A 23,835-nucleotide genomic window follows, 5' to 3' on the forward strand; every position below is an offset into this window, starting at 1 on the left:
TCGACTCTGATCAACGATAAACGGCGAGACCCAGCACGCCGCACACACACACGAGCAAGCTGGCCCGGAACAAGGACGGATGCCACACCACGCGATAGATGCCCGTATAGGCAATCACGCGGTCCAACACCCAGGTAAGCGCGGCGCCCGCGATGAACAGCAGCACAATGGCCGGCACGTAGGCGTCGAAAACGGCGATATCACGTGGCATGACGAACTCCTTCTGGCGCGTCGGCCCGTCCGCTCATCAGCGGTTCAAGCGGCGATTGCGGATCGAGCAGCGCGGTACGAATGAAATGCAGTTGACTCAAAATGCGTTGCAGTTGATGCCGTTCCTCACGTGGTGGCGTGAAGGTGGCCAGCATCAGTTGAACCGCGGCAATCGCGTCGGTGGTGGCGGCGAGTGCGCGGTCAAAGCGGTCCGCGCGCGGCCGTTCGAAAAGTGCGGCCACCGCATCGCGCATCGCACGCAATGTGACGCGCCACGGCATCGACTTCGCGTAGCGCGCGTCGGCGGGCAGCGCCGCCAACTCGCGGCGCAGATCGATCATCGCGTTGCCCACTTCGAGCACCGAGAAGAGCCAGCGCAAGGTGTCACGTTTGAGCTCCGGTTCGTTCTGCGCGAGCGCGTTGATCTGGGACATCAGATCGCGTGCGCCGCTCTCGAAGCGTGAACGTACCCGGCGCATCCCCGCACGGCTTGCCAGCGCCACCTGACGGCGCAGGTCCATCAGCAGACGGTTGCGCATCCACGGCGTCGAAGGCGGCAGCAGCACGGCAAAGGCAATTGCGCACACCAGCATCGACAGCACCAGCGCAATCGCGTCGTTAATGGTGCCGCTCGGGTCGTAGTGAATCAGGTTGTCCGGGCCGGCGAGGAAGCAGAAGAAGATGCAGTAGCCGACGCCGTAGCCGGCCAGCGCGGGCCGCGTCGTCATGAACACGCCGAGCAGCAGGAACGGCGTGAGCGCGGTGCACAGCAGCGGAAAGCCGTCGATGTGCGGATATACGCCGTACACCGCGAACATGCCCATCACCGAGGCGACCAGCGTGCCGCCCGCCATCTGGAATGCCGTGCGCTTCGGATCCGGCGAGGACGACGCCAGCGCGCACACCGCCGCGGCGTCCAACGTCAGAGTCGAGCCGCTCGGCCACGCGGTCGCGATCCAGAATGCGCCGAGCACCATCATGACGATGGCCGCACGCACACCGGCGACGCCCGCCGCGATCCCGTTCGTCTTCGGCTCGTAGCGCTCGATCCAGCGCTCGCGTTCGTGCGTGTCGACCGCAAGCGACGCATAGGTGGCCACGTACGCGTGCAGATCTTCGATGAAGCGGTACAGCAGTTCGGCGCCGGTATCGAAGTCGAGCAGCGGCGCGTCCGGCTGCGTTTCCAGCGCGTCGCGTGTTGCGCGCACCCGCTTGGGCAGCTCCGCCTTGTACGCGTCGAGTTGCGCGGCGGCGTGGGCGGCATCTGTCGCGCTCAGCACCGGTTCGCCGGATTTCGCGAGCAGCGGGGCGATTTCCTTGAAGTACGGCTCCAGCGCGTCGATCGCGATGAGCGCACCGCTTGTATTCGTATCGCGAAGCCGGTTCATCAACTGATGCAGCGCGTGAAAGCGCGTCGAAGCGGTCATGAACTCGCTGTTCAGACGCGCGAGACGGCCACCGCGCATCCGCGAATCGGGACCTTCGAATACGGCAACACTGCGCGCCGCTTCGAATCCGACGATGTCGGCGACAAAGCGTGCGTTCGTCGCTTCGATCTGCGCGCGGTCGTTGCGGCCGCCCAAGGAGGCCGACACATACTCGACGAACGCCGAGAACCGCGCGCGCACGGTGCCGCGCATCTGCAAGCCGGCGAATTGCGGAAACACCAGCCCGCTGACCGCGCCCGCGCAGATGATGCCGACCACCACCTCGGCCACCCGCGTGAGCGCGCTCAGAAACGCGCCATCCGGATGCTGCGAGGCCGGAATGCCGATCAACGCGGCGGTGTAGCCGGCCAGCACGAAACCGTACGACTTGAAGTTGCGATTGCGCGCGGCCCCGGCGGTGCAGATGCCAACCCAGATCGCGGTCGTGACGATGAACAGTTCAGGCTGCTGCGCGAACAGGCCGATCAACGCAAGCATCACGACGAGACCGACCAGCGTGCCGCAGATCCGGTAGAAGCTCTTGGCGAACACCATCCCGCTTTGCGGCTGCATCACGATGAACACGGTGGTCATCGCGGTGCGCGGTTGCGGCAGGTCGAGCTTCATCGCGATGCCGAGCGCGAGGAAGCAGGCGGCGAGCGCTTTGAACAGATAGATCCACGTGAGGCCGTCGGTGCGCGCCCAGTCGGCGGCGGCCGAGTAGAGCGCGGCAAACGATGCCAGGCGCGGGGTGGGAGAAGGAGAGGCTGACATGGCCGGCTTCCTTACTCAGCCGCGGGCGCGTTGGTGGACGACCCCTGGGCGTGCGTGGTGCCGGACTGGGCCGGTGCCGGTGCGGTGGTCCCGGCGCGGTCAGCCGAGGCCGTGTGCGCCAACGCGCCCGACGCAGCCGCAGCCGGCTGGCCTTTGCCCTTCCCATGCGCCGGCAACGTCTCGTTTGCCTGCGGACCATTGGCGGGTTCGTCGAGTCCGCCGCCCAGTGCCGTGACCAGCGACGCATGCGCGCCCAGCCGTTCGGCCTGAATCTTCGCGACGCCTTCCTGCGCGCGCAGCAACTGGCTTTGCGCGATCAGCACATTCAGATAGTCGGTCAAACCGCGCCGATACCCTTCGCGCGCCAGATCGTAGTTCTTGCGCGCCGCTGCGACCGAACGGTCGGCGTCTTGCGCCTGGGTGGCGAGCGAACGGATCCGGATCACTTGATCGGAGATGTCCTTCAGCGCGCCGACGATCGACTGGTTATAGCGATCCACCGCCTCGTCATACCCGGCCGACGCCGCGCCGAGCTGCGAGCGCAGCCGTCCGCCATCGAAGATCGGCAGCGACAGCGCGGGACCCGCGCTCCAGCTATGCGACGGATCCTTCATGAACTGGAACAGCGGCCCCATCGCGGCATAGCCGCCGATCGACGCCAGCAGGTTGATGTCCGGATAGAAGTTGGCCTTGGCGACGTCGATGCCGCGCGCTTGCGCCGCGACCGTCCAGCGCGCCGCGACCACGTCCGGCCGATGGCCGATCAGATCCGCGGGCAGTGCGCTCGGCAGGCCGGCGGGCGTGGTGTCGAGCGAGAGCGTCGGACGCTGGATCGCGTCGCCGGCGCCCGGACCCTTGCCGGCCAGTGCGGCCATCTGATTGCGGCCGAGCGCGATCTTTTCTTCGATCGCGTCGATCTGGCGTTCGTATTCCGGCAGCGGCGTTTCGGCCTGGCTCACTTCGAGCTGGGTGCCGATGCCGCCTTTCAGACGCCGGTTCGCGAGGTCGGCGATCTGCTGCTGTTGCTGCAACGTGGATTTGGCGATATCGAGCAGCGCGTAGTTCAGCGACAGTTCGATGTACGTGCGCACCACGTTGCCTTCCAGTTCGAGCTGGGCGGCGCGGAAGTCAGCGGCGCTCGCATGGGCGGCGTCGAGCGCGCGCTCGGCGGCGTTCTTGTCCTTGCCCCACAGATCGAGGTTGTACGACAGGCCCAGCGTGCCGGTGTTGTTCCACGACTGCTCGCCCGCGAGCGGGCCCGGGCCGTAATAGAGGTTGTCCGCCCATTTCTGACGCTGGATCGACAGGCTGCCGTTGACTTGCGGCGAGAGTGCCGAGCGAGCCACGCCCGCCATCGACACGGCTTCGCGCACCCGCGCCTGAGCGACCGCGAGACTCGGATTGCCCGCCTGTGCGGCTTCGACCCACTCATTGAGCTGCGGATCGTTATAGGCGCGCCACCAGTCGGCGGCCGGCCATTGGGCGTCCGCATTGGCGGCCCGGATGGCGTTGCCTGCATCGAGCGAGGAGGGCTCGATTCCGCGCTCTTGCGGCGCGATGCCTCCGGTACTGGCACAGCCGGCGATTGTTAATAGGATCGTAAGAACCGCGGTCGCGGCGATCCCTTTTTGTACCGGAGACTGCACGATTTCCTCCAAAATTGGCTATAGAAGCATGTGTGTCATTATATTTTTTGATTGATTGGGGAATAACCGGTAAAGATGCAAGGCATTTTTTACGGGATATGAGACAATCGCCTTTGCGAATCGTGTAACAATCGCTACCGATCACAAGGGAAAAGTATGGATACGCTTCAAAACATGCGCGTATTTGTCCGAGTCGTCGAAGCGGGCAGCTTTACGGGTGCCGCGCAGCATCTGAACACGACCACGGCGTACGCGTCGCGCGCGGTTTCCGACCTGGAAGCGCATCTGCGCACGCGTCTTTTGAACCGCACCACGCGCCGGATCGCCTTGACCGAGGCGGGTGAGCGCTATCTGCAGCGCTGCGAGCAGATCCTCGCGTACGTGGATCAGGCGGAAGCGGAGGCCGGCGACGCCCATGCGCGTCCGTCCGGCAAGCTCAAGGTCCACGCCATGACGAGTTTCGGCCAGCACTATGTGGTGCCGGCGGTGGGCCGCTATCAGGAGCGCTATCCAGACGTGCATATCGAACTGACGCTCGCGCAGCGCATGCCCGATCTGCTCGACGAAGGCTTTGACGTGTCGCTGACACTGGCAACCGGTCTCCCGGATTCGGGGCTGGTGTCGCAGCGGCTGGGCAGCGCGTTCAGCATCGCGTGCGCGTCGCCAACTTATCTGGAGCGGCACGGCGTGCCCCAAACGCCCGCGGACCTCGCGCACCACACCTGCCTGCAGATGGTCACGCCGGTGTTTCCGACCGACAAATGGGTATTCGACGGCCCGAATGGCGAAGAAACCATCGCGCTCGGCCCAGCCACCTTCCAGGTGAACGTCGCCGAAGCCATGGCGGTCGCGGCGTGCAGTGGCATGGGGATCGGACTGATTCCGATCTACTCGGCGATCAGCGGCTTGCGTAGCGGTGAACTCGTTTGGCTGTTGCCGGAATACACATCGCAGGAAATGAATCTGTATGCGCTGTATCCGTCCCGGCAGTATCTGGACGCGAAAATTCGGACCTGGGTCGAATTCCTGCGCGAAGAACTGCCCGTCACGCTGGCCGTCGATCACGAAGAGTTGCGCCAGTTCGCACGCACCTGAGGCAGCACCGCGCGCGCGGTTGACCATTGTTGACGGTTTCAGGCCGGGATGGCGTGACAGCCTGTTACATAACTACCGCGCCGCAACATTTCCTTACTTCTGCACCGCGGTCGATTTGTTAACGTGTGGTTCATGGGCTGCCGCATTCAGCCGGACGCGTTCAATTTGCCGCCGTTCGGCACATCGCACCAACCGCAATACTTGAAGGACGAGGAACTCATGGATACGCATCTGATGATCGGCGTGGCCGTCATGCTGGGACTGATCGGAATCGCCGCATCGCGTGATCTGCTGCGCCGTCTGCGTGACCAGCAGCCGCAATTGGTGCCGATCAAGGTCGAGAGCGCCGATTCGCAGGGGCAACGGGGCGATCGCTGAGGGTCTGAAGCTCGCGCGCGCTCCGCAGGTTCAGGGCAGCGCTTCGATCAGACCCGGTTCGTCGTTGAGCGTGCGGTCCACCTCGGGACTCACCCGATGCCAGCGGAACCGCGCGGCGGGTAGGCAGGCGCTGCGTGCAAGCTGTTCGAGTTCGTCGAATTGCAGGGCCGGATCCAGCCAGCGGCGCGCCGCCTCCGGGGCGAACACCAGCGGGCGCCGGCCGTGTACGTCGATCAGACCCGCGTCGGCGGTAGCCGTCACGATCACCAATCCCATGCCTTCCGTTTGCGGTTCCGTGCCGCGTACGCTCGATAGCGCCGCGAGGTACATCGGTAGGTCGCTTTTCAGATGCACGAAGTAGGGCTGGCGGATCGTTGCGTCGGCTTCAGCTTCCGTTTCCGATTTCGCCGCGTAATCCCCCTTTGATGTTCCGGGCGCTGCTTCCATGCGCCATTCGAACCAGCCGTCCGCCGGCACCAATACCCGTCCGGTTTTCCACAGGTCTTCGAAATAGCGCGTATGCGGCGCGGTTTCGGCGCGCGCGTTGATTGTCTGCGGCAGATGCTGCGCGCGTGCCCAATCCGGGCAATAGCCCCAGTGGATCGCGTGCAGCGTTTGGTCCGGGTAGATCGCTAGCGGATGGGTGCCCGGTGCGAGGTTGTAGCCGGGGCGGCGATCGGCGGCGTCGAACAGCATCAGCGGATCGGTGAGGCCGAGGTGCCGTGCGTACAGATGGGGATCGCGATACTGGCTGATTCGACCGCACATGAGCGACCTCCGGAGATCACCGGCTTGGCGGGTTTGACCGATTCGAACCCGAACCCAACGACAACCACAGCGTAGTGCGCGGCGCCTGGCCGCGCTACCCAGATTGGCCCCAAGCCGACGCTCGCTATATTTCGACGACCTTGTCCCACGCGAACTGCGGATTCTCCAGCTGACGCGTGCGCCGGTCGAGATAGCCGCGTGGATTGCAGACCACGCGCGTGCCGTTCACGGTGTAATCGAACGGTGTATGCGTATGCCCGTGAATCCACAGTGCCACGGGCGAGCGCACCAGCTCCGGCAAATGATTGACGAAACCGGCCGACACGAGGTCTTCCGCATAGCGCTCGGCCAGACTCAGTCGATGCGGCGCGTGATGCGTGACGACGATCGTCTTGCCGTCGAACGGCTTTGCGAGTTCGCTTTCGAGCCAGGCGCGCGCCCGGCGGTGCAGCGCGAGGGAATCGTCAGGGGTGAAGTCGCGCGGCGAGTCCTGGGTGTCGTGCGGCCAGTTCATCTGGATCAGCCCGCGGAAGTCGAGCATCACCCGGCGCGCTGCGTCGATGGAATCGGCAATCGTCTCGGGATCCGCGCCGAATAACGCGAAGTCGGTCCACAAAGTGGTGCCGAGCACGCGCCAGCGGCCTTGCGGGTCGACCAGCGCGGCATTGTTCAGCACATGCACGTTGTCGACTTGCGCGGCTGCGTCGTAGAGGGCCGTATCGAGCGCGCCGAATTCGCCGTCGTAATACTCGTGATTGCCGGGCACGTAGACCACCGGCACGGCGCCGTCGAAGGTTTGCGCGGCCCAGCGCGGGCCGGCCGCATGATTGTGGATGTCGCCAGCCAGCACGATCAGATCCGCATGCGCATGCGGGATCAGCTCGGGCTCGTCGTTCTCAAGATGCAAATCGGACAGCACTCGAATCTTCACGACAACGACTCCTGCAATGGGCCTCGCACCAAACGGCGAAGGCTTCTAACCCTAGCGTAGCACCTTGCCCGGATTCATCAGGTTGAGCGGATCGAGCGCGCGTTTGACGGCGCGCATTAACTGCACCTCGACGTCCTGCTTGTAGTGCATCGCCTCGTCGATCTTCAATTGGCCCAGACCGTGTTCCGCGCTGATGCTGCCGCGATGGCGATGCACGCTGTCGTAGACGAGCTGGTTGATCGCACTTTGCCACTTATCGAGGAACGCCTTCGCGTCGACGCCCTCGGGCGCCTGCACGTTGTAGTGCAGATTGCCGTCGCCGAGATGGCCGAACGTGACCATGCGCGCGCCCGGCACGGCTTGCGCGATTGCCGCGTCGCTTTCCTCGATGAAGTGGCCAATGCGCGAAACCGGCACCGCGATATCGTGCTTGATGTTCAGGCCTTCCTCAGCCTGCGCGAGCGGGATGTGTTCGCGCAGATTCCAGAATGCCCGCGACTGCCCGAGGTTTTCCGCGACCACCGCGTCTTCCACCAGGCCTTCTTCGAGCGCGGTTTCCATCAGGCGTTCGAACAGTCCGCGCGCGTGCGCCTCGCTCTCGCTGTCCGACAGTTCCAGCAGCACGACTTGCGCATGCGGCTCGGCGAACGGGTAGCGCATCTGCTCGAAATGCCGGCCCACCAGCCGCAGACAGAAATCCGACATCAGTTCGAAGCCGGTCAGAAGCGGCCCGGCGACGCGTTGCGTGAGCGACAGGAAATCGAGCGCTGCATGCGGCGACGTGAGTGCGGCGAGCGCCGTGACGCGCGCGGCCGGCTGCGGATGTAGCTTGAGCACGGCGGCGGTGATGATGCCGAGCGTGCCTTCCGCGCCGATGAACAGATCGCGCAAATCGTAACCGGTGTTGTCCTTGCGCAGTCCGCGCAGGCCGTCCCACAGTTCGCCTTGCGGCGTGACCACTTCCAGGCCGAGGCATAGCTCGCGCGTGTTGCCGTAGCGCAGTACGCCGGTGCCGCCCGCGTTGGTGGCAAGATTGCCGCCGATCGTGCAACTGCCTTCGGCAGCGAGGCTCAACGGGAACAGGCGACCGGCCTTTTCGGCGTGCTTCTGCACTTCGGCGAGGATGACGCCGGCCTCCACGGTGATCGTGTTGTTGTGCGGATCGATGTCGCGCACGCGGTTCAGACGCCGCAGACTGATGACCGCCTGCGCGCCGCTTGCATCGGGCGTGGCGCCGCCGGCCAAGCCGGTGTTGCCGCCTTGCGGCACCAGGGCAATGCGATGCTCGACGGCAAGTTTGACGAGCGCCGCGACTTCCTCCGGCGTGGCCGGGCAGAGCACCGCGCAGGCCGCGCCGGTGTAGCGGCGGCGCCAGTCGGTGAAGTAGGGAGCGGTATCGTGCGGGTCAGTCAGCACCTGAGTGGCGCCGATGGCGTCGCGGCAGGCGGTGAGAAAAGCGGCTTGGGTCATGTTGGTCGGTCAGGGTGTTCGGCGGATAGCTTAGGTGGCGAGCGTGGTTCTCATGGTGCGCTTCCCTTGGCCTGCTCGGCGTTCTGTTGGGCGTTTTCGTTTGCCACCCGTTTTGCCGCCTGCTTTGCTGCCCGTTTCGCCGCGCGCTTGAACGGTGCGACATACGCGAGCGCGCAAACGAAGAAAACGACGGAGAGGGCGACTTCGAGCCAGCCGAGGCGGGCGCTCAGACCGCGATCGCTCCAGCCGCGGACGATGCCCTCGGCAAAATACAGGAGGATCAGCATCGACGCCCATTGCAGCGTGTAAATCCGGTGCCGCCACACGCCGGGCAGGGCGAGCAGGAGCGGCATGGCTTTGAGCACCAGCGCCGAGCCGCCCGGACGCAATGGCGCGAGCCACCATTCCCACGCGACGGATAAAACGATCAGCGCGAGCAGGGCGGCGGTCGCGCCGAAAGCGGCGGCGCGTTTTTGCTGCACGGGCATGGCGGTTGCGTTCGTGCGCGCGTTCGTTGCGGATTGCTCTGCGGACGAGCCGGTTTGTTGCACGTGGCGATCGCTCACGGACAGCGTGGTATCGATGTCGTTCGCGGCCCTTGGTGCGTTCGGCTCGTTCACGGCCGTTCGCTCATGAACGCCGCCGTGCGGGCAACGCGCGCCCCGAGGGCAATTGCGAGCGTCTTTTCGTCGGCGGAGATGCCCTGTTCGCACGTGCCGGCACGTGCGAAATGCGAGGCGCCATAAGGCGTGCCGCCGGTTTGCGTGGTGGAGAGCGCGCTCTCGGTGTACGGAATGCCGACGATCAGCATGCCGTGATGCAAAAGCGGCAGCATCATGGACAGCAGCGTGGACTCCTGGCCGCCGTGCAAGCTGCCGGTGGACGTAAACACGCACGCCGGTTTGCCGGACAGCGCACCCGAAAGCCACTGCGGCGTGGTGCCGTCGAGAAAATATTTCAGCGACGCGGCCATGTTGCCGAAGCGAGTGGGGGAACCGAGCGCGAGACCGGCGCATTCTTCGAGATCGCGCAGTTCGACGTAGGGCGGTCCTTCAGCGGGAATATCCGGCTGGGTCGCTTCGCAGACGGTGGAAACTGCCGGCACGGTGCGCACGCGCGCCTGCATGCCGGGGACGCTGTCGACGCCGTGCGCGATCGCCAGCGCAAGCTCGCGCGTGGCGCCGTGACGGCTGTAATAGAGCACGAGAATGTCTTTCATAGGCCTCATCGGTGAACGGGTATTATAGGGGCTGGGTCCGCTGTACAGGCCACCCGTAGCCATTCGGCCAGGCTTCGCGCACGGTCCTGAAACGCCGTTTTATGATGCCGGGAGGTAAGAAGGTGGGTTTGTTGTCCAGGGTGCGTTTCGATCTCGACGTGCTCAAACGGCTCGCGCAGTTTGCCGCGAAGCGCAGCAGCGAAGACCGCATTCCGCAGGTGGCCGGCAGCCTCACGTTCACCACCATGCTTGCGCTCGTGCCGCTCGCCACGGTCGCGTTCGCGCTGTTCACCGCGTTTCCGCTGTTCAGCTCGTTTCAGATGTCGCTGCAGATTTTCCTCGCCGACCATCTGATGCCTGCGCAGCTCAACAGTCAGATCTTCGATTATCTGAACCAGTTCGCGTCGAAGGCCAAGGGCCTCACGACCATCGGCATGATTATTCTGTTCGTCACCGCCGTCATGACGATGATGACCGTGGAATCCGCTTTCAACGTGATCTGGCGGGTGCGTAAGGCGCGGCCGATCGCGCAGCGCATCCTGGTCTACTGGGCGATCATTACGCTGGGTCCGATTCTGATCGGCGTGAGCCTGTCGATTTCCTCCTATCTGTTCACGCGGTCCGTGGCGTTGACGGCCACCCAGCATTTTCCCGCAATGATCGACTGGGCGTTGACCGGCGCGGCGCTGCCGTTGACGGCGCTCGCCTTCACGATGCTTTACGTGTTTCTGCCGAACTGCCGGGTGGAGTGGCGCGACGCGGTGATCGGCGGGGTTGCTGCCGCAATCGCCTTCGAACTCGCCAAGCGTGGCTTTGGCTATTACGTGCGGCGGATTCCGACCTACACCGCGGTGTACGGTGCTTTTGCCGCGGTGCCTTTATTCCTGCTGTGGATGTACCTGTGCTGGTTCATCGCGCTGGCCGGCGCAATGATCGCGTCGGCGTTGCCGGCGATTCGCATTGGCCAGTTTCACCGGCCGACTTTCGATGGCAGCAATCTGTTCGATTCGCTGGAACTCCTCGCGCGGCTCTCGGAAGCGCGCGACGCGGGCAAGCGCGGCTACACGTTGCAGGAGCTTTCGCGCATGCTTCGTCGCGAGATGGACACCACCATCAACCTGCTGCAAAAGCTCGAGGAGATCGAGTGGATCGTGAGCTTGCGGGAAGACGGCACGCGCCCGCACTTCCTGCTGCTGGCCAATCCGGCACAGGTTACGGTCGAGCGCTTGTTCGACCTGTTCGTGATCGACCGCGCGGAACTCGAATATCAGCTTGAACTGAACTCGACGCGCGTGGATGGCCCGACGCTTCTGGCGGCGCTGGAAAACGACAAGCTGAAAGTGACGCTCGCTACACTGCTGGCGGCGCGAGCGGCCGCGCGGGCAGCACGTGCCCAGGAAAGCGAGCAGGGTACTTCTTCAATGCCTCATCAGGCTGCCTGAGCAGGCTGCCTGAGCAAGCCACCTGAAGCGGTGGCAATCCTACAGCGATATCTTCCCTACGCAGATGTCCTTGAACATCACCCAATCGCCCATCAGGCTATAAAGCGGATGCCGGAAGGTAGCCGGCCGGTTCTTCTCGAAGAAGAAATGCCCGACCCAGGCAAAGCCATATCCGCAGACTACAGCAGCCGGCAGCCATGGCCAGTCACCGGTGGCGAGCGCCATGGCGAGGCAGCCGATCACGCCGAGCGAACCCACGAAATGCAGCCGCCGCGATACCGTATTGCGATGCTCGCTCAGGTAGTACGGATAAAACTCCCCGAAACTCGCGAAGTGTTCGGTGTGCGCGGTTTGAGCCATCATAGCCTCCGGATGTCGACGCTACTCGGTTCCGTGCCCGTCGCTCCCAGGTTGTTTCGCCGCGCGCCGACATGCCCGGAACGCGCTTGAAACAGGACAGGCTTGACCCATTGTGCGGCTATCGGGCCATGCGCGCAACCTGGCCATTCGGCCGATGGCGCGCTTCAACCCGTGCGGTTATCGTGCTTATTCCCAGCATCTATTAGACGGCTCGTTGAACGGTTCAATGAGCGGTTCATTGAACGGCGCTTGCGGCCTTCGAGGCGAAGCTGAACAGCGCGTCGAGCGTGGCATCCGGTTGCTCGGTCATCAGGGCATGGCCGGCTTCGAGCGTGACCGTGTCGACTGGGACGCCGGCTTGCAAGAGCGCGTGGGCGAGCGCTTTGGCCGCGCGCGGCGGCGTCATCGCATCGCGCCGGCCCACGAGCAATCGCGTCGGGCAACGCACCTCGGCGGCGCGTGCAAGGCCATCCGCATAGCTATTGCAGGCGGTGAAGTCGGTGTGGAACAGGTGCGGCTCGCCGCTCGCCGAAACACGCTCCATCAGCCGCTGGTTCATGCCGTGCAGCCAGAAGCCTGGGCCTGGGCACGAAGGTTTGGCGGCGAACGTCGAATGCGACCATTGATTGACCATGTCGATTGCATCGGGCTCGCGATGCAGGGCCGCGTCGAGCAACGTGTCGGATACGGCCATCGGCACGGCGGAGGCGAGCAGCGCCAGCTGCGTCACGCGCTCCGGATAGCGGCCGGCGAAGTCGAGCGCGATCAACGAGCCCATGCTGTGACCGGCCACGAAGGCACGCTGTGCGCCGGCGGCGTCGAGCAGGTCTGCCAGCCAGTCGGCCATTGCCGTCACTGTGGTGAGCGCCGGGCCAGCGCTGCGGCAGTGTCCAGGCAGATCGACGGCAAGTACACCGAAACCGTGGTGGGCGAAGTAACGCGTTTGCAACGCCCACACGCTATGATCATGCTCGGCGCCGTGGATGAACACGGCAGTCGGCAGGCTGGGGTCGAATGGTTTGCCGCCGGTGTACGCGTAGGCGGGCTTGCCTTGAACGGTGAGGATCATGCGGACTCCGGGCGGGGGGTGCCCGCATCGGCGGATGGGGCGGATGCGCTGCCGTGAGCTGGAGCAACGGATGAACCGGAGACGCTGCCTTGAGTAGAAGCAGCGGAAGAGTTGGAAGGGCTGCCTTGCGCCGAAGCAGCGGGTGACCCGGAAGGGCTGTTTGTTGCCGCACTGGACGGACCAGATGGTCCACTCCGAGGCGCGGTCGTCCCGCTCGCTTTCTGTGCGGCTTTCAGCGCGCGCTTGAGGTCGTCGATCAGATCGTCGGGGTCCTCGAGGCCGATCGACAGGCGGATCGTACCTTCCGCGATGCCGGCTGCGGCAAGCGCGGTGGCGTCCATGCGGAAGTGCGTCGTCGAGGCGGGATGGATGACCAGCGAGCGCGCGTCGCCGACGTTCGCGAGATGCGAGAACAGCGAAAGCGCTTCGATGAAGCTGCGTCCGGCGGCGCGGTCGCCGCGCAGATTGAAGCTGAACACCGCGCCCGCGCCGCGTGGCAGCAGACGCTTTGCGAGTGCATGGTCCGGATGCGACGGCAGTTCCGGGTAGGCGACCGCTTCGACGGCAGGATGCGCGCACAGGAACTCGACCACCTTGCGGGTATTCGCGACGTGCCGTTCCATCCGCAGCGGCAGTGTTTCGATGCCTTGCAGCAGTTGCCAGGCGGCCTGAGGATGCAGGCACGCGCCGAAGTCGCGCAAGCCCTCGCGGCGCGCACGCAGGAGGAACGGCGCGACCGTGCTTTCCTCGGCGAAGACCATGCCGTGAAAGCCCTCGTACGGTTCGGTAAATTCGGGGAAAAGGCCGGATGCGTTGAAGTCGAAAGTACCGCCATCCACGAGTACGCCACCGATCGTGGTGCCGTGACCACCGAGGAATTTGGTCGCCGAGTGATAGACGAAATCGGCGCCGTGCTCGAACGGCTTGAGCAGATAAGGCGTGGTGAAGGTCGAGTCGACCAGCAGCGGCACGCCGTGCTCGTGCGCGAGCTGCGCCACCGCGGCGATATCGAGCACGTCGAGGCCCGGGTTGCCGAGCGTTTCGCCGAACAGCAGGCGGGTGTTCGGGCGCAGCGCCGCGCGCCACGCGTCGGCATCACCCGGTTTGACGAAGGTCGTCTCGATACCGAAGCGCCGCAGCGTGTAGTGCAGCAGGTTGTGCGAGCCGCCGTACAGCGCGCTGGAGGCGACAATATGAGAGCCTGCGCCCATCAACGTGGCGATCGCCAGATGGAGCGCGGCCTGGCCGCTGGCTGTGCCGATCGCGCCCGCGCCGTTTTCAAGCGCGGCCACGCGCTCCTCGAACACAGCCACGGTCGGGTTCGAGATGCGTGAATAGACGTGGCCGGCACGCTCCATATTGAAGAGCGCCGCGGCGTGGTCCGAGTCGCGGAACGAAAACGAGGTAGTCTGGTAGATGGGCGTGGCGCGCGCGCCGGTGGTCGGGTCGGGCGCTGCGCCGGCGTGCAGCGCAAGCGTATCGAAACGGTTGGCGGACATCCTGGGCGGCGAGGCCACGGACGGCCTCGCGAAAGGTGAAAGTGGCGGCCATCCTATCACCGGCATGGATCGCTTCAAGCGCGGTTTTCCCGATGCGCGCGCACCGGACGGCGCCGAAGCCGGCTTGCAAACGCCCGTTGCGCCTTGGTGGCCGGGCCGCTTTCCTTTTATGAGCCTTTCCGCTAGGATCGAAAGTCAATCAGGCACTATCAGCCTGGCGGGCATCACGGAGACAGATCATGCGAGTCAGCGACATTCTTAAAGTCAAAGGCAACACCCTTTTTACGGTCACGCCAGATACAACGCTGCACGACGCAGTGAACACCATGGCCGAGCACGATATCGGCTCGCTGGTTGTGATGGAATACGGCGACCTCGTCGGCATGCTGACGTTTCGCGAAATTATTCTGACCCTGAGCAAGCACGGCGGCAGCCTCGGCACCTCCACGATCCGCAAGCTGATGGACGACCATCCGCTCACCTGTACGCCGGAAACGGACGTCAACGAAGTTCGCCGCATGATGCTCGAGCATCATGTGCGCTATTTGCCGGTGCTGGAAAGCCGCACGCTGATGGGCGTGATCTCCTTCTACGACGTTGCGAAGGCGGTGGTCGAAGAGCAGGGTTTCGAGAACCGCATGCTCAAGGCCTACATCCGCGACTGGCCGGAAGAACAGCAGGAACAGCAACAGACGCGCTAACGCGCGTGGCTCACCGCGGCGCTCGCGCCGTTGCCGTGAGTGTGAAAATGCGATCAAGGCGCGCGCGAAAGCGTGCGCTTTTTTTGTGCCCGGCTCTTGCCCCTTTGTTGCTCTTTTAGGCCGCTTTTAGCCCATTTCCGAACTTCATGAGCGATCGTCCAATACCTGCTGCCCGCCGTGCCGCGCGCCCTCAAGAAGCGCACGAGTCGCAGGTCCGCCTGCTGGGCCAGCGCCGTTTCGCACCGTTTTTCTGGACCCAGTTCCTCGGCGCGATGAACGACAACGTGTTCAAGATCGGCTTCACGTCGCTCGTGACGTATCAGGGGGCGCGCTTTTCCGGGGTCGATCCGAAAACGGCCGCGTTCCTGATTTCAGCGATTTTCATTCTGCCGTTTGTGCTGCTGTCGGCCACCTCCGGCCAGATCGCGGACAAGTACGACAAGGCGATGCTCACGCGCTTCGTCAAAACCTTCGAAATCGTCGTGATGCTGATCGGCGGCGCGGGTTTCTGGCTCCATAGCGCGCCGCTGCTGTATCTGTGCACGTTTTTGATGGGCGTCCATTCGACGGTGTTTGGACCGGTCAAGTATTCGTACCTTCCGCAGCATCTGTCGAAGTCGGAACTGGTCGGCGGTAACGGCATGGTCGAGATGGGCACCTTCGTCGCGATCCTGATCGGCACGATCGTCGGTGGCGTGGGCGCGGGTTTCGTCGAGCATGGCGCCGTGGTGCTGGCCTGCGCATGCGTCGGGATGGCGCTGGTGGGGCGGCTGGTGTCGAACTACGTACCGGTCACGGCGGCGCCGCAGCCCGATCTGCGCATCAACTGGAATCCGGTCAGCGAGACGTGGCGCAACCTGAAGCTCGCCCGCGAAAACCGCACGGTGTTTCTGAGCCTGCTAGGTATTTCCTGGCTGTGGTTCGTGGGCGCGACCTTTCTCTCCTCGTTTTTCAGTTTCGCAAAAAACGTGCTGTCCGCCGATCCCGATGTCGTTACCGTGCTCCTCGGTACGTTCTCGATCGGCATCGGCATCGGCTCGCTACTGTGTGAAAAGCTCTCCAAGCGGCGCATCGAAATCGGCCTCGTGCCGCTCGGCTCGATCGGCATGAGCGTGTTCGCGATCGATCTATTCTTCGCGAGTCACGCGCTGCCGGCCGCCGGGCATCTGCTGAGCGTCGGCGAATTTCTCGTGCGGCCGGCCCATTGGCGCGTGCTGGCCGATCTGTTTCTGCTGGCCATGTTCGGCGGCTTTTATAGCGTGCCGCTCTACGCCCTGATCCAGAGCCGCAGCCAGCCCAGCCACCGCGCGCGCATCATCGCGGCAAACAATATTCTGAATTCGCTGTTCATGATCGTTTCGGCCTTGATGGCGATGGGGCTGACCGCGGCGGGTTTCAGCATTCCGGCGATTTTCCTCGTGACCGCGCTGCTGAACATTGTCGTCGCGACGTACATCTATTCGCTCGTGCCCGAGTTTTTGCTGCGCTTTATCGCCTGGGTGCTGGTGCACACGTTCTACCGGATTCGTCTGGTGCATGCCGAACGGATTCCGGAAGAGGGCGCGGCCGTGCTGGTGTGCAACCACGTGAGCTTCGTCGACGCGATCGTCATCATGGCCGAGAGCCCGCGGCCGATCCGCTTCGTGATGGACCATCAGATCTTCAAGTCGCCGTTTGCCGGCTGGGTGTTCCGTCACGCGAAAGCTATTCCGATTGCGCCCGCCCATCAGGATCCGGCGTTGCTGGCGCGCGCCTATGAGCGCTGCGCCGAGGCGCTCGCCGAGGGCGATCTGGTCTGCATCTTCCCGGAAGGCAAGATTACAAAAACCGGCGAGATGAATCCGTTCCGCCACGGCGTGAGCGAGATCATCCACCGCACGCCGGCGCCGGTCATACCCATGGCGCTGCGCGGATTGTGGGGCAGCGTGTTTTCGCGCGCCAACGATACTCGCTGGCCGCGGCCGATCCAGAAGGGCGTGATGAGCCGGTTGACGCTGGCCGTAGGCGAGCCGATCGAGCCAGCCGAGGCGACGCCGGAATTGCTGCAGCAGATCGTCACCGAGTTGCGCGGGGCGCGCAAGTAGAGCGTCAGAAGGCATAGACCGGCGCGCGCGGCGGCCCTAGCCCCTTGCGGGCTGGCATAATAGTGCCTTCCCCGCATTTCTTTGGACGACGCCCATGTCCGGCAACACGCTCGGTACGCTTTTCACTGTCACGACCTTCGGCGAATCGCACGGCCCCGCTATCGGCTGCGTGATTGACGGCTGCCCGCCGGGCATGGCGCTTGACGAAGCCGACATCCAGCTCGAACTCGACCGTCGCAAGCCGGGCACGTCGCGCCACGTCACGCAGCGTCAGGAAGAAGACAAGGTCGAGATCCTGTCGGGCGTGTTCGAAGGTAAGACCACCGGCGCGCCAATCGCGCTGCTGATCCGCAATACAGACCAGCGCAGCAAGGATTACGGCAATATCGCCGACACCTTCCGGCCGGGTCACGCCGATTACACCTACTGGCAAAAATACGGCATTCGCGACTATCGCGGCGGCGGCCGTTCGTCGGCTCGTCTTACTGCGCCTACGGTGGCGGCCGGCGCGGTGGCGAAGAAATGGTTGCGAGAAAAATTCGGTACCGAGATCCGCGGCTACATGGCGGCGCTCGGCGAGATCGACGTGCCGTTCGTCGACTGGGCGCACGTTCGCGAGAACCCGTTCTTCGTGCCGAATGCTGAGATCGTGCCGGAACTCGAAAACTACATGGACGCGCTGCGCAAAGACGGCGATTCGATCGGCGCGCGTATCAACGTCGTGGCTTCCGGCGTGCCGGTCGGGCTTGGCGAACCGTTGTTCGACCGTCTTGATGCGGACATCGCGCACGCCATGATGGGCATCAATGCGGTGAAGGGCGTCGAAATCGGCGCGGGCTTCGCCAGCGTCGCGCAACGCGGCTCGGTGCATGGCGACGAATTGACGCCGGAGGGCTTCGTCGGCAATCACGCGGGTGGTGTGCTCGGCGGTATTTCGACCGGGCAGGACATCACGGTTTCCATCGCGATCAAGCCGACTTCGAGCATCCGGACTCCGCGCCGTTCGATCGACAAGGCCGGGCAGCCGGCGATCGTCGAAACATTCGGACGGCATGACCCTTGCGTCGGCATCCGGGCCACGCCGATCGCCGAATCCATGCTCGCGCTGGTGCTGATCGACCACGCGCTGCGCCATCGTGCGCAATGCGGCGACGTCGCCGTCAGCACGCCGAAGATCGCGGCGAGCGCGCCTTAAAGGGGACGCTCGGGGTGCGCTTTAGCGTGCTCTGAACGTCTTCGTTCTGCGCGCGTCGCGTCGTCCTGATGACCAATACGAACATCGCACCGGCGGAAAACCCACTCGCGGACCTGCGCGCGCGGCCGATTGCCTGGCGTTCGGACACACGCTGCTGCAGCACGCCGGCCGCGACAAAGCCGGCCAGCGCGAAGCGCTTGCAGCGCTCGTGCGCGCGTATCAGCTCGATCCTTCCTGTGAACCCACACTGCTTCACACGATCGCGCAGACGGCGTTCATCGTACGCGACTGGGCACTCGTCGACTCGGCCACTACGCTGCTTCTCGAACAGAACGCCGAAGATGCCAATGCGCTGATCTGGCGCGCCGCCGCTGTGCAACAACGCAACGATTTCGACGCGGCCGAGAGGCTGTTGCGCGAGGCGGTGCGTATCGTGCCCGGGAATCCGGTGGCGCTTCACAAGCTCGCATTGTGCGTCAAGGTGCAGGCGCGTTTCCAGGAAGCGGAAGCCCTGCTCAGGCAGGTGCTGGTGTTGTCGCCGAACAATGCGCATGCGCTGTTCGATCTGTCGGAACTCGAAATTCGCACCGGGCGTTTCGCCGAAGGCTGGCCGCGTTACGAGTCACGCGTTGCGTTCGCGGATGAGTTGAACAACGCACAGCATGCGCTTGCGTCCATCAGCGCGCATTGGCAGGGCGAATCGCTGGAAGGCAAAACGCTGATCGTGTACGGCGAGCAAGGCAACGGCGATTGTCTTTGGGCGGTGCGTTTTTTGCCGCTGCTGGCCGAGCGGGCGCGCCGCGAGGGCGGCCAGGTGATTTTCGGTCACGACGGGCCATTGCGGCATCTATTCGAACGGATGCTGCCTGCCGACTTGCCGCTCGAAACGAGCCTTGAAAACACAGCCTGATTTCCATTGCGGGTTAATGAGCTTGCCGTTGCGGCTTGGCGTCTTCGATCCAGCGGCGTGGGGTGCGCCGTATCTGAATGCCGAGCCCGCGCGTGTGCAGGCATGGCGCGAGCGGGTTCATGCGCACGCGGCCGGCAAGCCGGGTAATCGCAACGTCGGTTTAGTGTGGAACGGGAATCCCGACCATATCCGCGATCGGCGGCGCTCAGTGCCCGTCGAGCAACTCGAGCCGCTATTGAACGTGCAGGGCGTGACCTGGTTTGCGTTGTCGCCCGGGCGCAGCGAGACGGTCGCGCAGTGGCGGGCCCAAGGTCTCGATGTGGTCGACTTGACCCACCATTTTCAGTCCGGATTCGACGACGTCGCCGCGTTGCTGGCGAATCTGGATCTCGTCGTCACGATTGATAGCGGGCCCGCGCATCTGGCGGGGGCGCTCGGCGTGCCGACGTGTTTGATGATCGATCATGTGTCGGCATGGTTTTGGGGCGACGAATCGCGCACCACGCCCTGGTACGATTCTATTGAGCTCTTTCGACAGCCTGAGATTGGCGCGTGGGCGCCGGTGCTGGCTAACGTGCGAGAGCGGATTGAAATGATGCGGAGTGTTTGAGCTTTTGCGATGCGGTGGCGCCCGTAATAGGCCTGCAGCGGATTTATTGTTTGCTCAGCGCGACTGACGACGTACCGCACGCGGACAGACAAACGAGCTCCGCGCACGGCAAACAAACACCGAATCACATGTTTGAATAGTTCGGCCCACCACCGCCCTCAGGCGTCACCCACACGATGTTCTGCGTCGGATCCTTGATATCGCAGGTCTTGCAATGCACGCAGTTCTGCGCGTTGATCACCAGCCGCTCGCTGCCGTCGTCGTTCTTCACGAACTCGTACACCGCAGCCGGGCAATAGCGTGACTCCGGACCGGCGTACGTCTGCCAGTTCACGCTCACCGGCACCGACGGATCTTTCAGCGTCAGATGAGCCGGCTGATTCTCTTCATGGTTGGTGTTCGAGATGAACACGGAGGAGAGCCGGTCAAACGTCAGCTTGCCATCCGGCTTCGGATAGACAATCTGTTTGCTCTGCGAAGCGGGTTTCAGCATCTCGTGATCGGAATGCTGGTGATGCAGCGTCCAGGGCACGTTGCCGCCCAGCAGCTTCTGCTCAATGCCCACCATCAGCGTGCCGAGGTACAGACCCTTGCTCATCCACTGCTTGAAATTGCGCGCACGATGCAGTTCGGTGTGCAGCCACGAGGTCTTGAACGACTCCGGATAGGCCGTGAGTTCATCGCTGGTGCGTCCCGCCTGCACCGCGTCGAATGCCGCTTCGGCCGCCAGCATCCCGGTCTTGATCGCCGCGTGCGAACCCTTGATCCGAGATGCGTTCAGGAAGCCCGCATCGTCGCCCACCAGCGCGCCACCCGGGAACACCAGCTTCGGCAGCGACATCAGGCCGCCCGCGGTAATCGCCCGCGCGCCGTACGACACCCGCTTGCCGCCTTCGAGCACCGCGCGGATCGCCGGATGCGTCTTGTAGCGCTGGAATTCCTCGAAGGGCGACAGGTACGGGTTCGTGTAGCCGAGGCCTACCACGAAGCCCACCACCACCTGGTTGTTGTCCATGTGATAGAGGAACGAACCGCCGTAGGTGTCGTTTTCCAGCGGCCAGCCGGCGGTGTGCATCACCAGACCCGGCTTGTGCTTCGACGGATCGATTTCCCACAGTTCCTTGATGCCGATGCCGTACACCTGCGGATCGACGCCGTCGCGCAGCTTGAATCTGTCGTTTAGTTGACGGCCGAGGTGCCCACGCGCGCCTTCGCAGAAGAGCGTGTACTTCGCGTGCAACTCCATGCCGAGCTGGAAGTTTTCGGTCGGCTCGCCGTCCTTGCCGATACCCAGATTGCCGGTGGCGACGCCTTTAACCGAGCCGTCGTCGTTGTACAGAATCTCGGCAGCCGGAAAGCCCGGGAAGATTTCGACGCCCAGGGCTTCCGCCTGCTGACCCAGCCAGCGCGCGACATTTGCGAGGCTGATCACATAGTTGCCGTGGTTCTTGAAGTTGTCCGGCAACGCCCAGGTCGGCACGCTCTTCGAGCCGGTTTCGGTGAGGAAGAGGAACCTGTCTTCGGTCACGTCGACCGTCAGCGGCGCGCCTTTTTCCTTCCAGTCGGGGATCAGTTCGGTGATCGCGCGCGGATCCATCACCGCGCCCGACAGGATATGCGCCCCGATCTCCGAGCCTTTTTCCAGTACGCACACGCTTGTTTCAGCGCCTTGTTCAGCCGCCAGCTGCTTCAGGCGGATCGCTGCGGCGAGGCCTGCCGGGCCGCCGCCGACGATCACGACGTCGTATTCCATCGACTCGCGTGGACCGTATTGCTCAATGAGACTTGCGGGGGTCATTGATGCTCCTCTTCTTACCGTTAGAATGCTTTTTTCGGGATCGTATTGTGGGCGATGGTCTCCGCCACTGCAACCCGATGAGCAGAGATTAGCACGATCGTTCTATTTCTGTGATACGGTATGACCCGCAGTAACGGTCTTGCCGCGTCTGTCAACCGCGTCTGTAACAACAACCGAACAAGGGAACGACTATGGGCCGTTCGATCAATCTGGAAGGCAAGGTCGCGCTTATTACCGGCGCCTCGAGCGGGTTGGGGAAGCGCTTTGCTCAAGTGTTGTCGCAGGCCGGCGCCAAGGTCGTGCTGGCGAGCCGCCGCACCGAGCGGCTGAAGGAGTTGCGCGCCGAAATCGAGGCCGCCGGCGGCGCGGCGCACGTTGTCTCGCTCGATGTCACGGATTATCAGAGCATCAAGTCGGCCGTCGCCCACGCTGAAACCGAGGCGGGCACGATCGACATTCTGGTGAACAATTCGGGCGTGTCGACCACGCAGAAGCTTTCGGAAGTCACGCCGGCCGACTTCGAATACGTGTTCGACACCAACACGCGTGGCGCTTTTTTCGTCGCCCAGGAAGTCGCCAAGCGCATGATCATGCGCGGCAATAGTGCGCAGAAGCCGTCGTACCGGATCATTAATATCGCGTCGATGGCGGGTTTGCGGGTGCTGCCGCAGATTGGCCTGTATTCGATGAGCAAGGCCGCCGTCGTCCACATGACGAAAGCCATGGCGCTGGAATGGGGCAAGCACGGCATTAACGTGAACGCCATCTGCCCGGGTTATATCGATACCGAGATCAACCATCATCACTGGTCGACCGAGCAGGGGCAGAAGCTGGTGTCGATGCTGCCGCGTCATCGCGTCGGCAAGCCGGAGGATCTGGATGGGCTGTTGCTGCTGCTGGCGGCCGACGAATCGCAGTTCATCAATGGCTCGGTGATTGCCGCCGACGATGGGTTCGGGCTCGCCTGAACATGGTTTTGGGGCGCCGTTGCGGGCTTGATGCACCTTTTGCATCGCCGCCGCGGCGACTTGCCGCGCTTCACCGCTTCACACTGTTTGTTCCGGCTCACTGGCCGGTTTCCCCCTCGTTTCAACCTGTTAAAGAAGTGCGATGAGCGATTTTCACGCAGTTTTTGAGATGTCGATGCCGATCCGCTGGGGCGACATGGACGCATTCGGCCATGTGAACAACACGGTCTATTTCCGTTACATGGAACAGGTGCGGATTTCCTGGTTCGAACAAATGGGTCTGGCCGGCAGCAACGCCGACGGACAGGGACCGGTGATCGTCAATGCATCGATGGAGTTTCTGAAGCAGTTGCACTATCCCGGCGACGTGATCGGCCGGATGTCCGTGGCGACGCCCGGGCGCAGCAGTTTTGACACGGGGTTCGAACTCGTGCGCGCCGACGACCCGAACACCGTCTATGCCCGTGGCGCCGCGCGCTGCGTGTGGATCGACTACGCCGCCGGCAAGTCGGTGCCGGTTCCGGATCAGTTGCGCGCGACCATCGAGAGCGGGGCGCTGGTTAAAGCGGCTTGATCGCCGAGCCTGGCTGAACCCTGCAATACGAGCGGCCGTTCAAGCGGCCGCCGCGGGCCGCCTCGGCGCCGTCCCGAGTTCCCAAGGCCGGAGCGCCTGATGCAAGAGCGTTCTGAGCCGCAATCGTTCAGTAAAGGACTTTAATTCCCGAGCAAACGCTGCAATAGCTCGGTCGCATTTCCCGTATCGTATTTGCGCATCAGCCGCGCGCGGTAGACATCGACCGTGCGCGGGCTGATATCCAGCACCCGTCCAATCTGCTTGCTGGTTTTGCCCGTCACCAGTTGCGCGGCGATTTCCCGCTCACGCGGCGTCAATTCGACCGCCACGCGCCGCGTCGCGCTCAAATCCTCGAAGGTCCAGACACCCGCTGCATGTGGGTCGGCGCGTTGCTGCGCGCGGCCTGTCACGTGACACCAGAACAATTCCCCGTTGGCCCGCTTCATGATCCGGTCGTCCGCGTAACTGCCTTGCGCGGTCATGATCGGTGGAATCCGGGCGCCGATCCGCTCGAATTCGTCCGTCGACGGGTACAGCACCTGGAACGACTGGCCGAGCAGCGCCTCGCGCGGGCAGGCGAATATCGACGCCAGCTCGTCATTGCAGTCTTCGATGATCCGTTCGCGCGACAGCACGAGTCCGATCGGGGCGAGGTGAAACGCGGTTTGGTAATCCAGTGCGGACATGGGCTGGCGGCAAGTACTTAT

General features: G+C 63.7%; 22 protein-coding genes and 1 pseudogene. 10 read left to right on the top strand and 13 right to left on the bottom strand.

Going from position 1 to position 23,835, the window contains the following annotated elements; all coding sequences use genetic code 11:
* Positions 1–10 precede the first annotated feature (10 nt).
* The 3 genes from B0G76_RS05045 to B0G76_RS05055 are packed head-to-tail and all read right to left on the bottom strand — an operon-like array spanning position 11 to position 4,057.
* Positions 11–211, bottom strand: coding sequence for a DUF1656 domain-containing protein (locus tag B0G76_RS05045; RefSeq protein WP_120290581.1), 201 nt, complete (start codon positions 209–211; stop codon positions 11–13).
* Positions 201–2,411 (bottom strand): FUSC family protein, encoded by a 2,211-nt coding sequence (locus B0G76_RS05050; RefSeq protein WP_120290583.1) that lies wholly within the window; start codon positions 2,409–2,411, stop codon positions 201–203. The genes B0G76_RS05045 and B0G76_RS05050 overlap by 11 nt, the downstream gene beginning before the upstream one ends.
* An 11-nt stretch (positions 2,412–2,422) precedes the next feature.
* Positions 2,423–4,057 carry an efflux transporter outer membrane subunit gene (locus B0G76_RS05055; RefSeq protein ID WP_120296209.1) on the bottom strand — a complete coding sequence of 545 codons (1,635 nt, stop codon included), beginning with the start codon at positions 4,055–4,057 and terminating at the stop codon, positions 2,423–2,425.
* Between the two features lie 156 nt (positions 4,058–4,213).
* Here B0G76_RS05055 and B0G76_RS05060 point away from each other — a divergent pair, with 156 nt between their 5' ends.
* Together B0G76_RS05060 and B0G76_RS05065 are read left to right on the top strand one after the other, a co-directional pair.
* On the top strand, positions 4,214–5,152 hold the full coding sequence (locus B0G76_RS05060) for a LysR family transcriptional regulator (protein WP_120290585.1): 939 nt from the start codon (positions 4,214–4,216) through the stop codon (positions 5,150–5,152).
* A 132-nt stretch (positions 5,153–5,284) separates the two neighbouring features.
* Complete coding sequence (locus tag B0G76_RS05065; protein ID WP_147394005.1) at positions 5,285–5,530, top strand: hypothetical protein; 246 nt, start codon at positions 5,285–5,287, stop codon at positions 5,528–5,530.
* 30 nt (positions 5,531–5,560) lie between these two features.
* On the opposite strand, the gene B0G76_RS05070 is transcribed toward B0G76_RS05065, so the two are convergent.
* The 5 genes from B0G76_RS05070 to wrbA all read right to left on the bottom strand — a co-directional run bounded on the left by B0G76_RS05070 (position 5,561) and on the right by wrbA (position 9,918).
* Positions 5,561–6,298, bottom strand: a complete 738-nt coding sequence (locus B0G76_RS05070) for an SOS response-associated peptidase (protein ID WP_120290589.1) — start codon at positions 6,296–6,298, stop codon at positions 5,561–5,563.
* 124 nt (positions 6,299–6,422) lie between these two features.
* On the bottom strand, positions 6,423–7,229 hold the full coding sequence (locus tag B0G76_RS05075; protein ID WP_120290591.1) for a metallophosphoesterase: 807 nt from the start codon (positions 7,227–7,229) through the stop codon (positions 6,423–6,425).
* A gap of 51 nt (positions 7,230–7,280) precedes the next feature.
* Positions 7,281–8,699, bottom strand: a complete 1,419-nt coding sequence (locus B0G76_RS05080; RefSeq protein WP_120290593.1) for an FAD-binding oxidoreductase — start codon at positions 8,697–8,699, stop codon at positions 7,281–7,283.
* A gap of 50 nt (positions 8,700–8,749) precedes the next feature.
* Entirely contained in the window at positions 8,750–9,187 is a 438-nt protein-coding gene (locus B0G76_RS05085; RefSeq protein WP_120296210.1) for a DUF2069 domain-containing protein, read from the bottom strand.
* A gap of 128 nt (positions 9,188–9,315) precedes the next feature.
* On the bottom strand, positions 9,316–9,918 hold the full coding sequence (gene wrbA, locus B0G76_RS05090; RefSeq protein WP_120290595.1) for an NAD(P)H:quinone oxidoreductase: 603 nt from the start codon (positions 9,916–9,918) through the stop codon (positions 9,316–9,318).
* 128 nt (positions 9,919–10,046) lie between these two features.
* On the opposite strand from wrbA, the gene B0G76_RS05095 reads away from it, so the two are divergent.
* Positions 10,047–11,360, top strand: a complete 1,314-nt coding sequence (locus B0G76_RS05095) for a YihY family inner membrane protein (protein WP_259460807.1) — start codon at positions 10,047–10,049, stop codon at positions 11,358–11,360.
* Positions 11,361–11,399: 39 nt separating this feature from the next.
* Here B0G76_RS05095 and B0G76_RS05100 read toward each other — a convergent pair whose 3' ends face one another.
* The 3 genes from B0G76_RS05100 to B0G76_RS05110 all read right to left on the bottom strand — a co-directional run bounded on the left by B0G76_RS05100 (position 11,400) and on the right by B0G76_RS05110 (position 14,288).
* Positions 11,400–11,720, bottom strand: a complete 321-nt coding sequence (locus B0G76_RS05100) for an Mpo1-like protein (protein WP_120296212.1) — start codon at positions 11,718–11,720, stop codon at positions 11,400–11,402.
* 235 nt (positions 11,721–11,955) lie between these two features.
* The gene (locus B0G76_RS05105; protein ID WP_120290597.1) at positions 11,956–12,789 is read right to left on the bottom strand and encodes an alpha/beta fold hydrolase; all 834 of its coding nucleotides are present in this window, start codon (positions 12,787–12,789) and stop codon (positions 11,956–11,958) included.
* Entirely contained in the window at positions 12,786–14,288 is a 1,503-nt protein-coding gene (locus B0G76_RS05110; protein WP_259460506.1) for an O-acetylhomoserine aminocarboxypropyltransferase, read from the bottom strand. The genes B0G76_RS05105 and B0G76_RS05110 overlap by 4 nt, the downstream gene beginning before the upstream one ends.
* Here B0G76_RS05110 and B0G76_RS42740 point away from each other — a divergent pair.
* The 5 genes and pseudogenes from B0G76_RS42740 to B0G76_RS44505 form a co-directional block, all read left to right on the top strand.
* Complete coding sequence (locus B0G76_RS42740) at positions 14,278–14,550, top strand: hypothetical protein (protein ID WP_183082244.1); 273 nt, start codon at positions 14,278–14,280, stop codon at positions 14,548–14,550. The two genes, B0G76_RS05110 and B0G76_RS42740, sit on opposite strands and share 11 nt — an antisense overlap.
* On the top strand, positions 14,528–14,989 hold the full coding sequence (locus tag B0G76_RS05115; RefSeq protein WP_120290601.1) for a CBS domain-containing protein: 462 nt from the start codon (positions 14,528–14,530) through the stop codon (positions 14,987–14,989). Before B0G76_RS42740 ends, B0G76_RS05115 begins: the two co-directional genes overlap by 23 nt.
* Before the next feature lie 146 nt (positions 14,990–15,135).
* Positions 15,136–17,073: an MFS transporter gene (locus tag B0G76_RS05120; RefSeq protein WP_120290603.1), complete on the top strand. Its 1,938-nt coding sequence runs from the start codon at positions 15,136–15,138 to the stop codon at positions 17,071–17,073.
* A gap of 94 nt (positions 17,074–17,167) precedes the next feature.
* Positions 17,168–18,268: a chorismate synthase gene (gene aroC, locus B0G76_RS05125; protein ID WP_120290606.1), complete on the top strand. Its 1,101-nt coding sequence runs from the start codon at positions 17,168–17,170 to the stop codon at positions 18,266–18,268.
* A 115-nt stretch (positions 18,269–18,383) separates the two neighbouring features.
* Positions 18,384–19,788, top strand: a pseudogene (locus B0G76_RS44505) (glycosyltransferase family 9 protein); the annotation flags it as partial.
* A 124-nt stretch (positions 19,789–19,912) separates the two neighbouring features.
* Here the strand turns inward: B0G76_RS44505 and B0G76_RS05135 are convergent.
* On the bottom strand, positions 19,913–21,586 hold the full coding sequence (locus B0G76_RS05135) for an electron transfer flavoprotein-ubiquinone oxidoreductase (RefSeq protein WP_120290608.1): 1,674 nt from the start codon (positions 21,584–21,586) through the stop codon (positions 19,913–19,915).
* 191 nt (positions 21,587–21,777) lie between these two features.
* Here B0G76_RS05135 and B0G76_RS05140 point away from each other — a divergent pair, with 191 nt between their 5' ends.
* Complete coding sequence (locus B0G76_RS05140; protein ID WP_030101420.1) at positions 21,778–22,554, top strand: SDR family oxidoreductase; 777 nt, start codon at positions 21,778–21,780, stop codon at positions 22,552–22,554.
* Positions 22,555–22,696: 142 nt separating this feature from the next.
* Positions 22,697–23,128, top strand: coding sequence for a thioesterase family protein (locus tag B0G76_RS05145; protein WP_120290610.1), 432 nt, complete (start codon positions 22,697–22,699; stop codon positions 23,126–23,128).
* Between the two features lie 140 nt (positions 23,129–23,268).
* Here B0G76_RS05145 and B0G76_RS05150 read toward each other — a convergent pair whose 3' ends face one another.
* Complete coding sequence (locus B0G76_RS05150) at positions 23,269–23,814, bottom strand: LuxR C-terminal-related transcriptional regulator (protein WP_120290612.1); 546 nt, start codon at positions 23,812–23,814, stop codon at positions 23,269–23,271.
* Positions 23,815–23,835 lie beyond the last annotated feature (21 nt).

Source organism: Paraburkholderia sp. BL23I1N1 (assembly GCF_003610295.1).
Taxonomy (GTDB): domain Bacteria; phylum Pseudomonadota; class Gammaproteobacteria; order Burkholderiales; family Burkholderiaceae; genus Paraburkholderia.

What these genes read in the sequence shown, in the direction of transcription:
- B0G76_RS05080 (WP_120290593.1), bottom strand. Translation starts at nt 8,699, where the DNA reads ATGACCCAAGCCGCTTTTCTCACCGCCTGCCGCGACGCCATCGGCGCC.
- B0G76_RS05065 (WP_147394005.1), top strand. Translation starts at nt 5,285, where the DNA reads ATGGGCTGCCGCATTCAGCCGGACGCGTTCAATTTGCCGCCGTTCGGC.
- B0G76_RS05060 (WP_120290585.1), top strand. Translation starts at nt 4,214, where the DNA reads ATGGATACGCTTCAAAACATGCGCGTATTTGTCCGAGTCGTCGAAGCG.
- B0G76_RS05145 (WP_120290610.1), top strand. Translation starts at nt 22,697, where the DNA reads ATGAGCGATTTTCACGCAGTTTTTGAGATGTCGATGCCGATCCGCTGG.
- B0G76_RS05120 (WP_120290603.1), top strand. Translation starts at nt 15,136, where the DNA reads ATGAGCGATCGTCCAATACCTGCTGCCCGCCGTGCCGCGCGCCCTCAA.
- B0G76_RS05135 (WP_120290608.1), bottom strand. Translation starts at nt 21,586, where the DNA reads ATGACCCCCGCAAGTCTCATTGAGCAATACGGTCCACGCGAGTCGATG.
- B0G76_RS05070 (WP_120290589.1), bottom strand. Translation starts at nt 6,298, where the DNA reads ATGTGCGGTCGAATCAGCCAGTATCGCGATCCCCATCTGTACGCACGG.
- B0G76_RS05105 (WP_120290597.1), bottom strand. Translation starts at nt 12,789, where the DNA reads ATGATCCTCACCGTTCAAGGCAAGCCCGCCTACGCGTACACCGGCGGC.
- aroC (WP_120290606.1), top strand. Translation starts at nt 17,168, where the DNA reads ATGTCCGGCAACACGCTCGGTACGCTTTTCACTGTCACGACCTTCGGC.
- B0G76_RS05045 (WP_120290581.1), bottom strand. Translation starts at nt 211, where the DNA reads ATGCCACGTGATATCGCCGTTTTCGACGCCTACGTGCCGGCCATTGTG.
- B0G76_RS05085 (WP_120296210.1), bottom strand. Translation starts at nt 9,187, where the DNA reads ATGCCCGTGCAGCAAAAACGCGCCGCCGCTTTCGGCGCGACCGCCGCC.
- wrbA (WP_120290595.1), bottom strand. Translation starts at nt 9,918, where the DNA reads ATGAAAGACATTCTCGTGCTCTATTACAGCCGTCACGGCGCCACGCGC.
- B0G76_RS05110 (WP_259460506.1), bottom strand. Translation starts at nt 14,288, where the DNA reads ATGTCCGCCAACCGTTTCGATACGCTTGCGCTGCACGCCGGCGCAGCG.
- B0G76_RS05100 (WP_120296212.1), bottom strand. Translation starts at nt 11,720, where the DNA reads ATGGCTCAAACCGCGCACACCGAACACTTCGCGAGTTTCGGGGAGTTT.
- B0G76_RS05140 (WP_030101420.1), top strand. Translation starts at nt 21,778, where the DNA reads ATGGGCCGTTCGATCAATCTGGAAGGCAAGGTCGCGCTTATTACCGGC.
- B0G76_RS05050 (WP_120290583.1), bottom strand. Translation starts at nt 2,411, where the DNA reads ATGTCAGCCTCTCCTTCTCCCACCCCGCGCCTGGCATCGTTTGCCGCG.
- B0G76_RS05115 (WP_120290601.1), top strand. Translation starts at nt 14,528, where the DNA reads ATGCGAGTCAGCGACATTCTTAAAGTCAAAGGCAACACCCTTTTTACG.
- B0G76_RS05150 (WP_120290612.1), bottom strand. Translation starts at nt 23,814, where the DNA reads ATGTCCGCACTGGATTACCAAACCGCGTTTCACCTCGCCCCGATCGGA.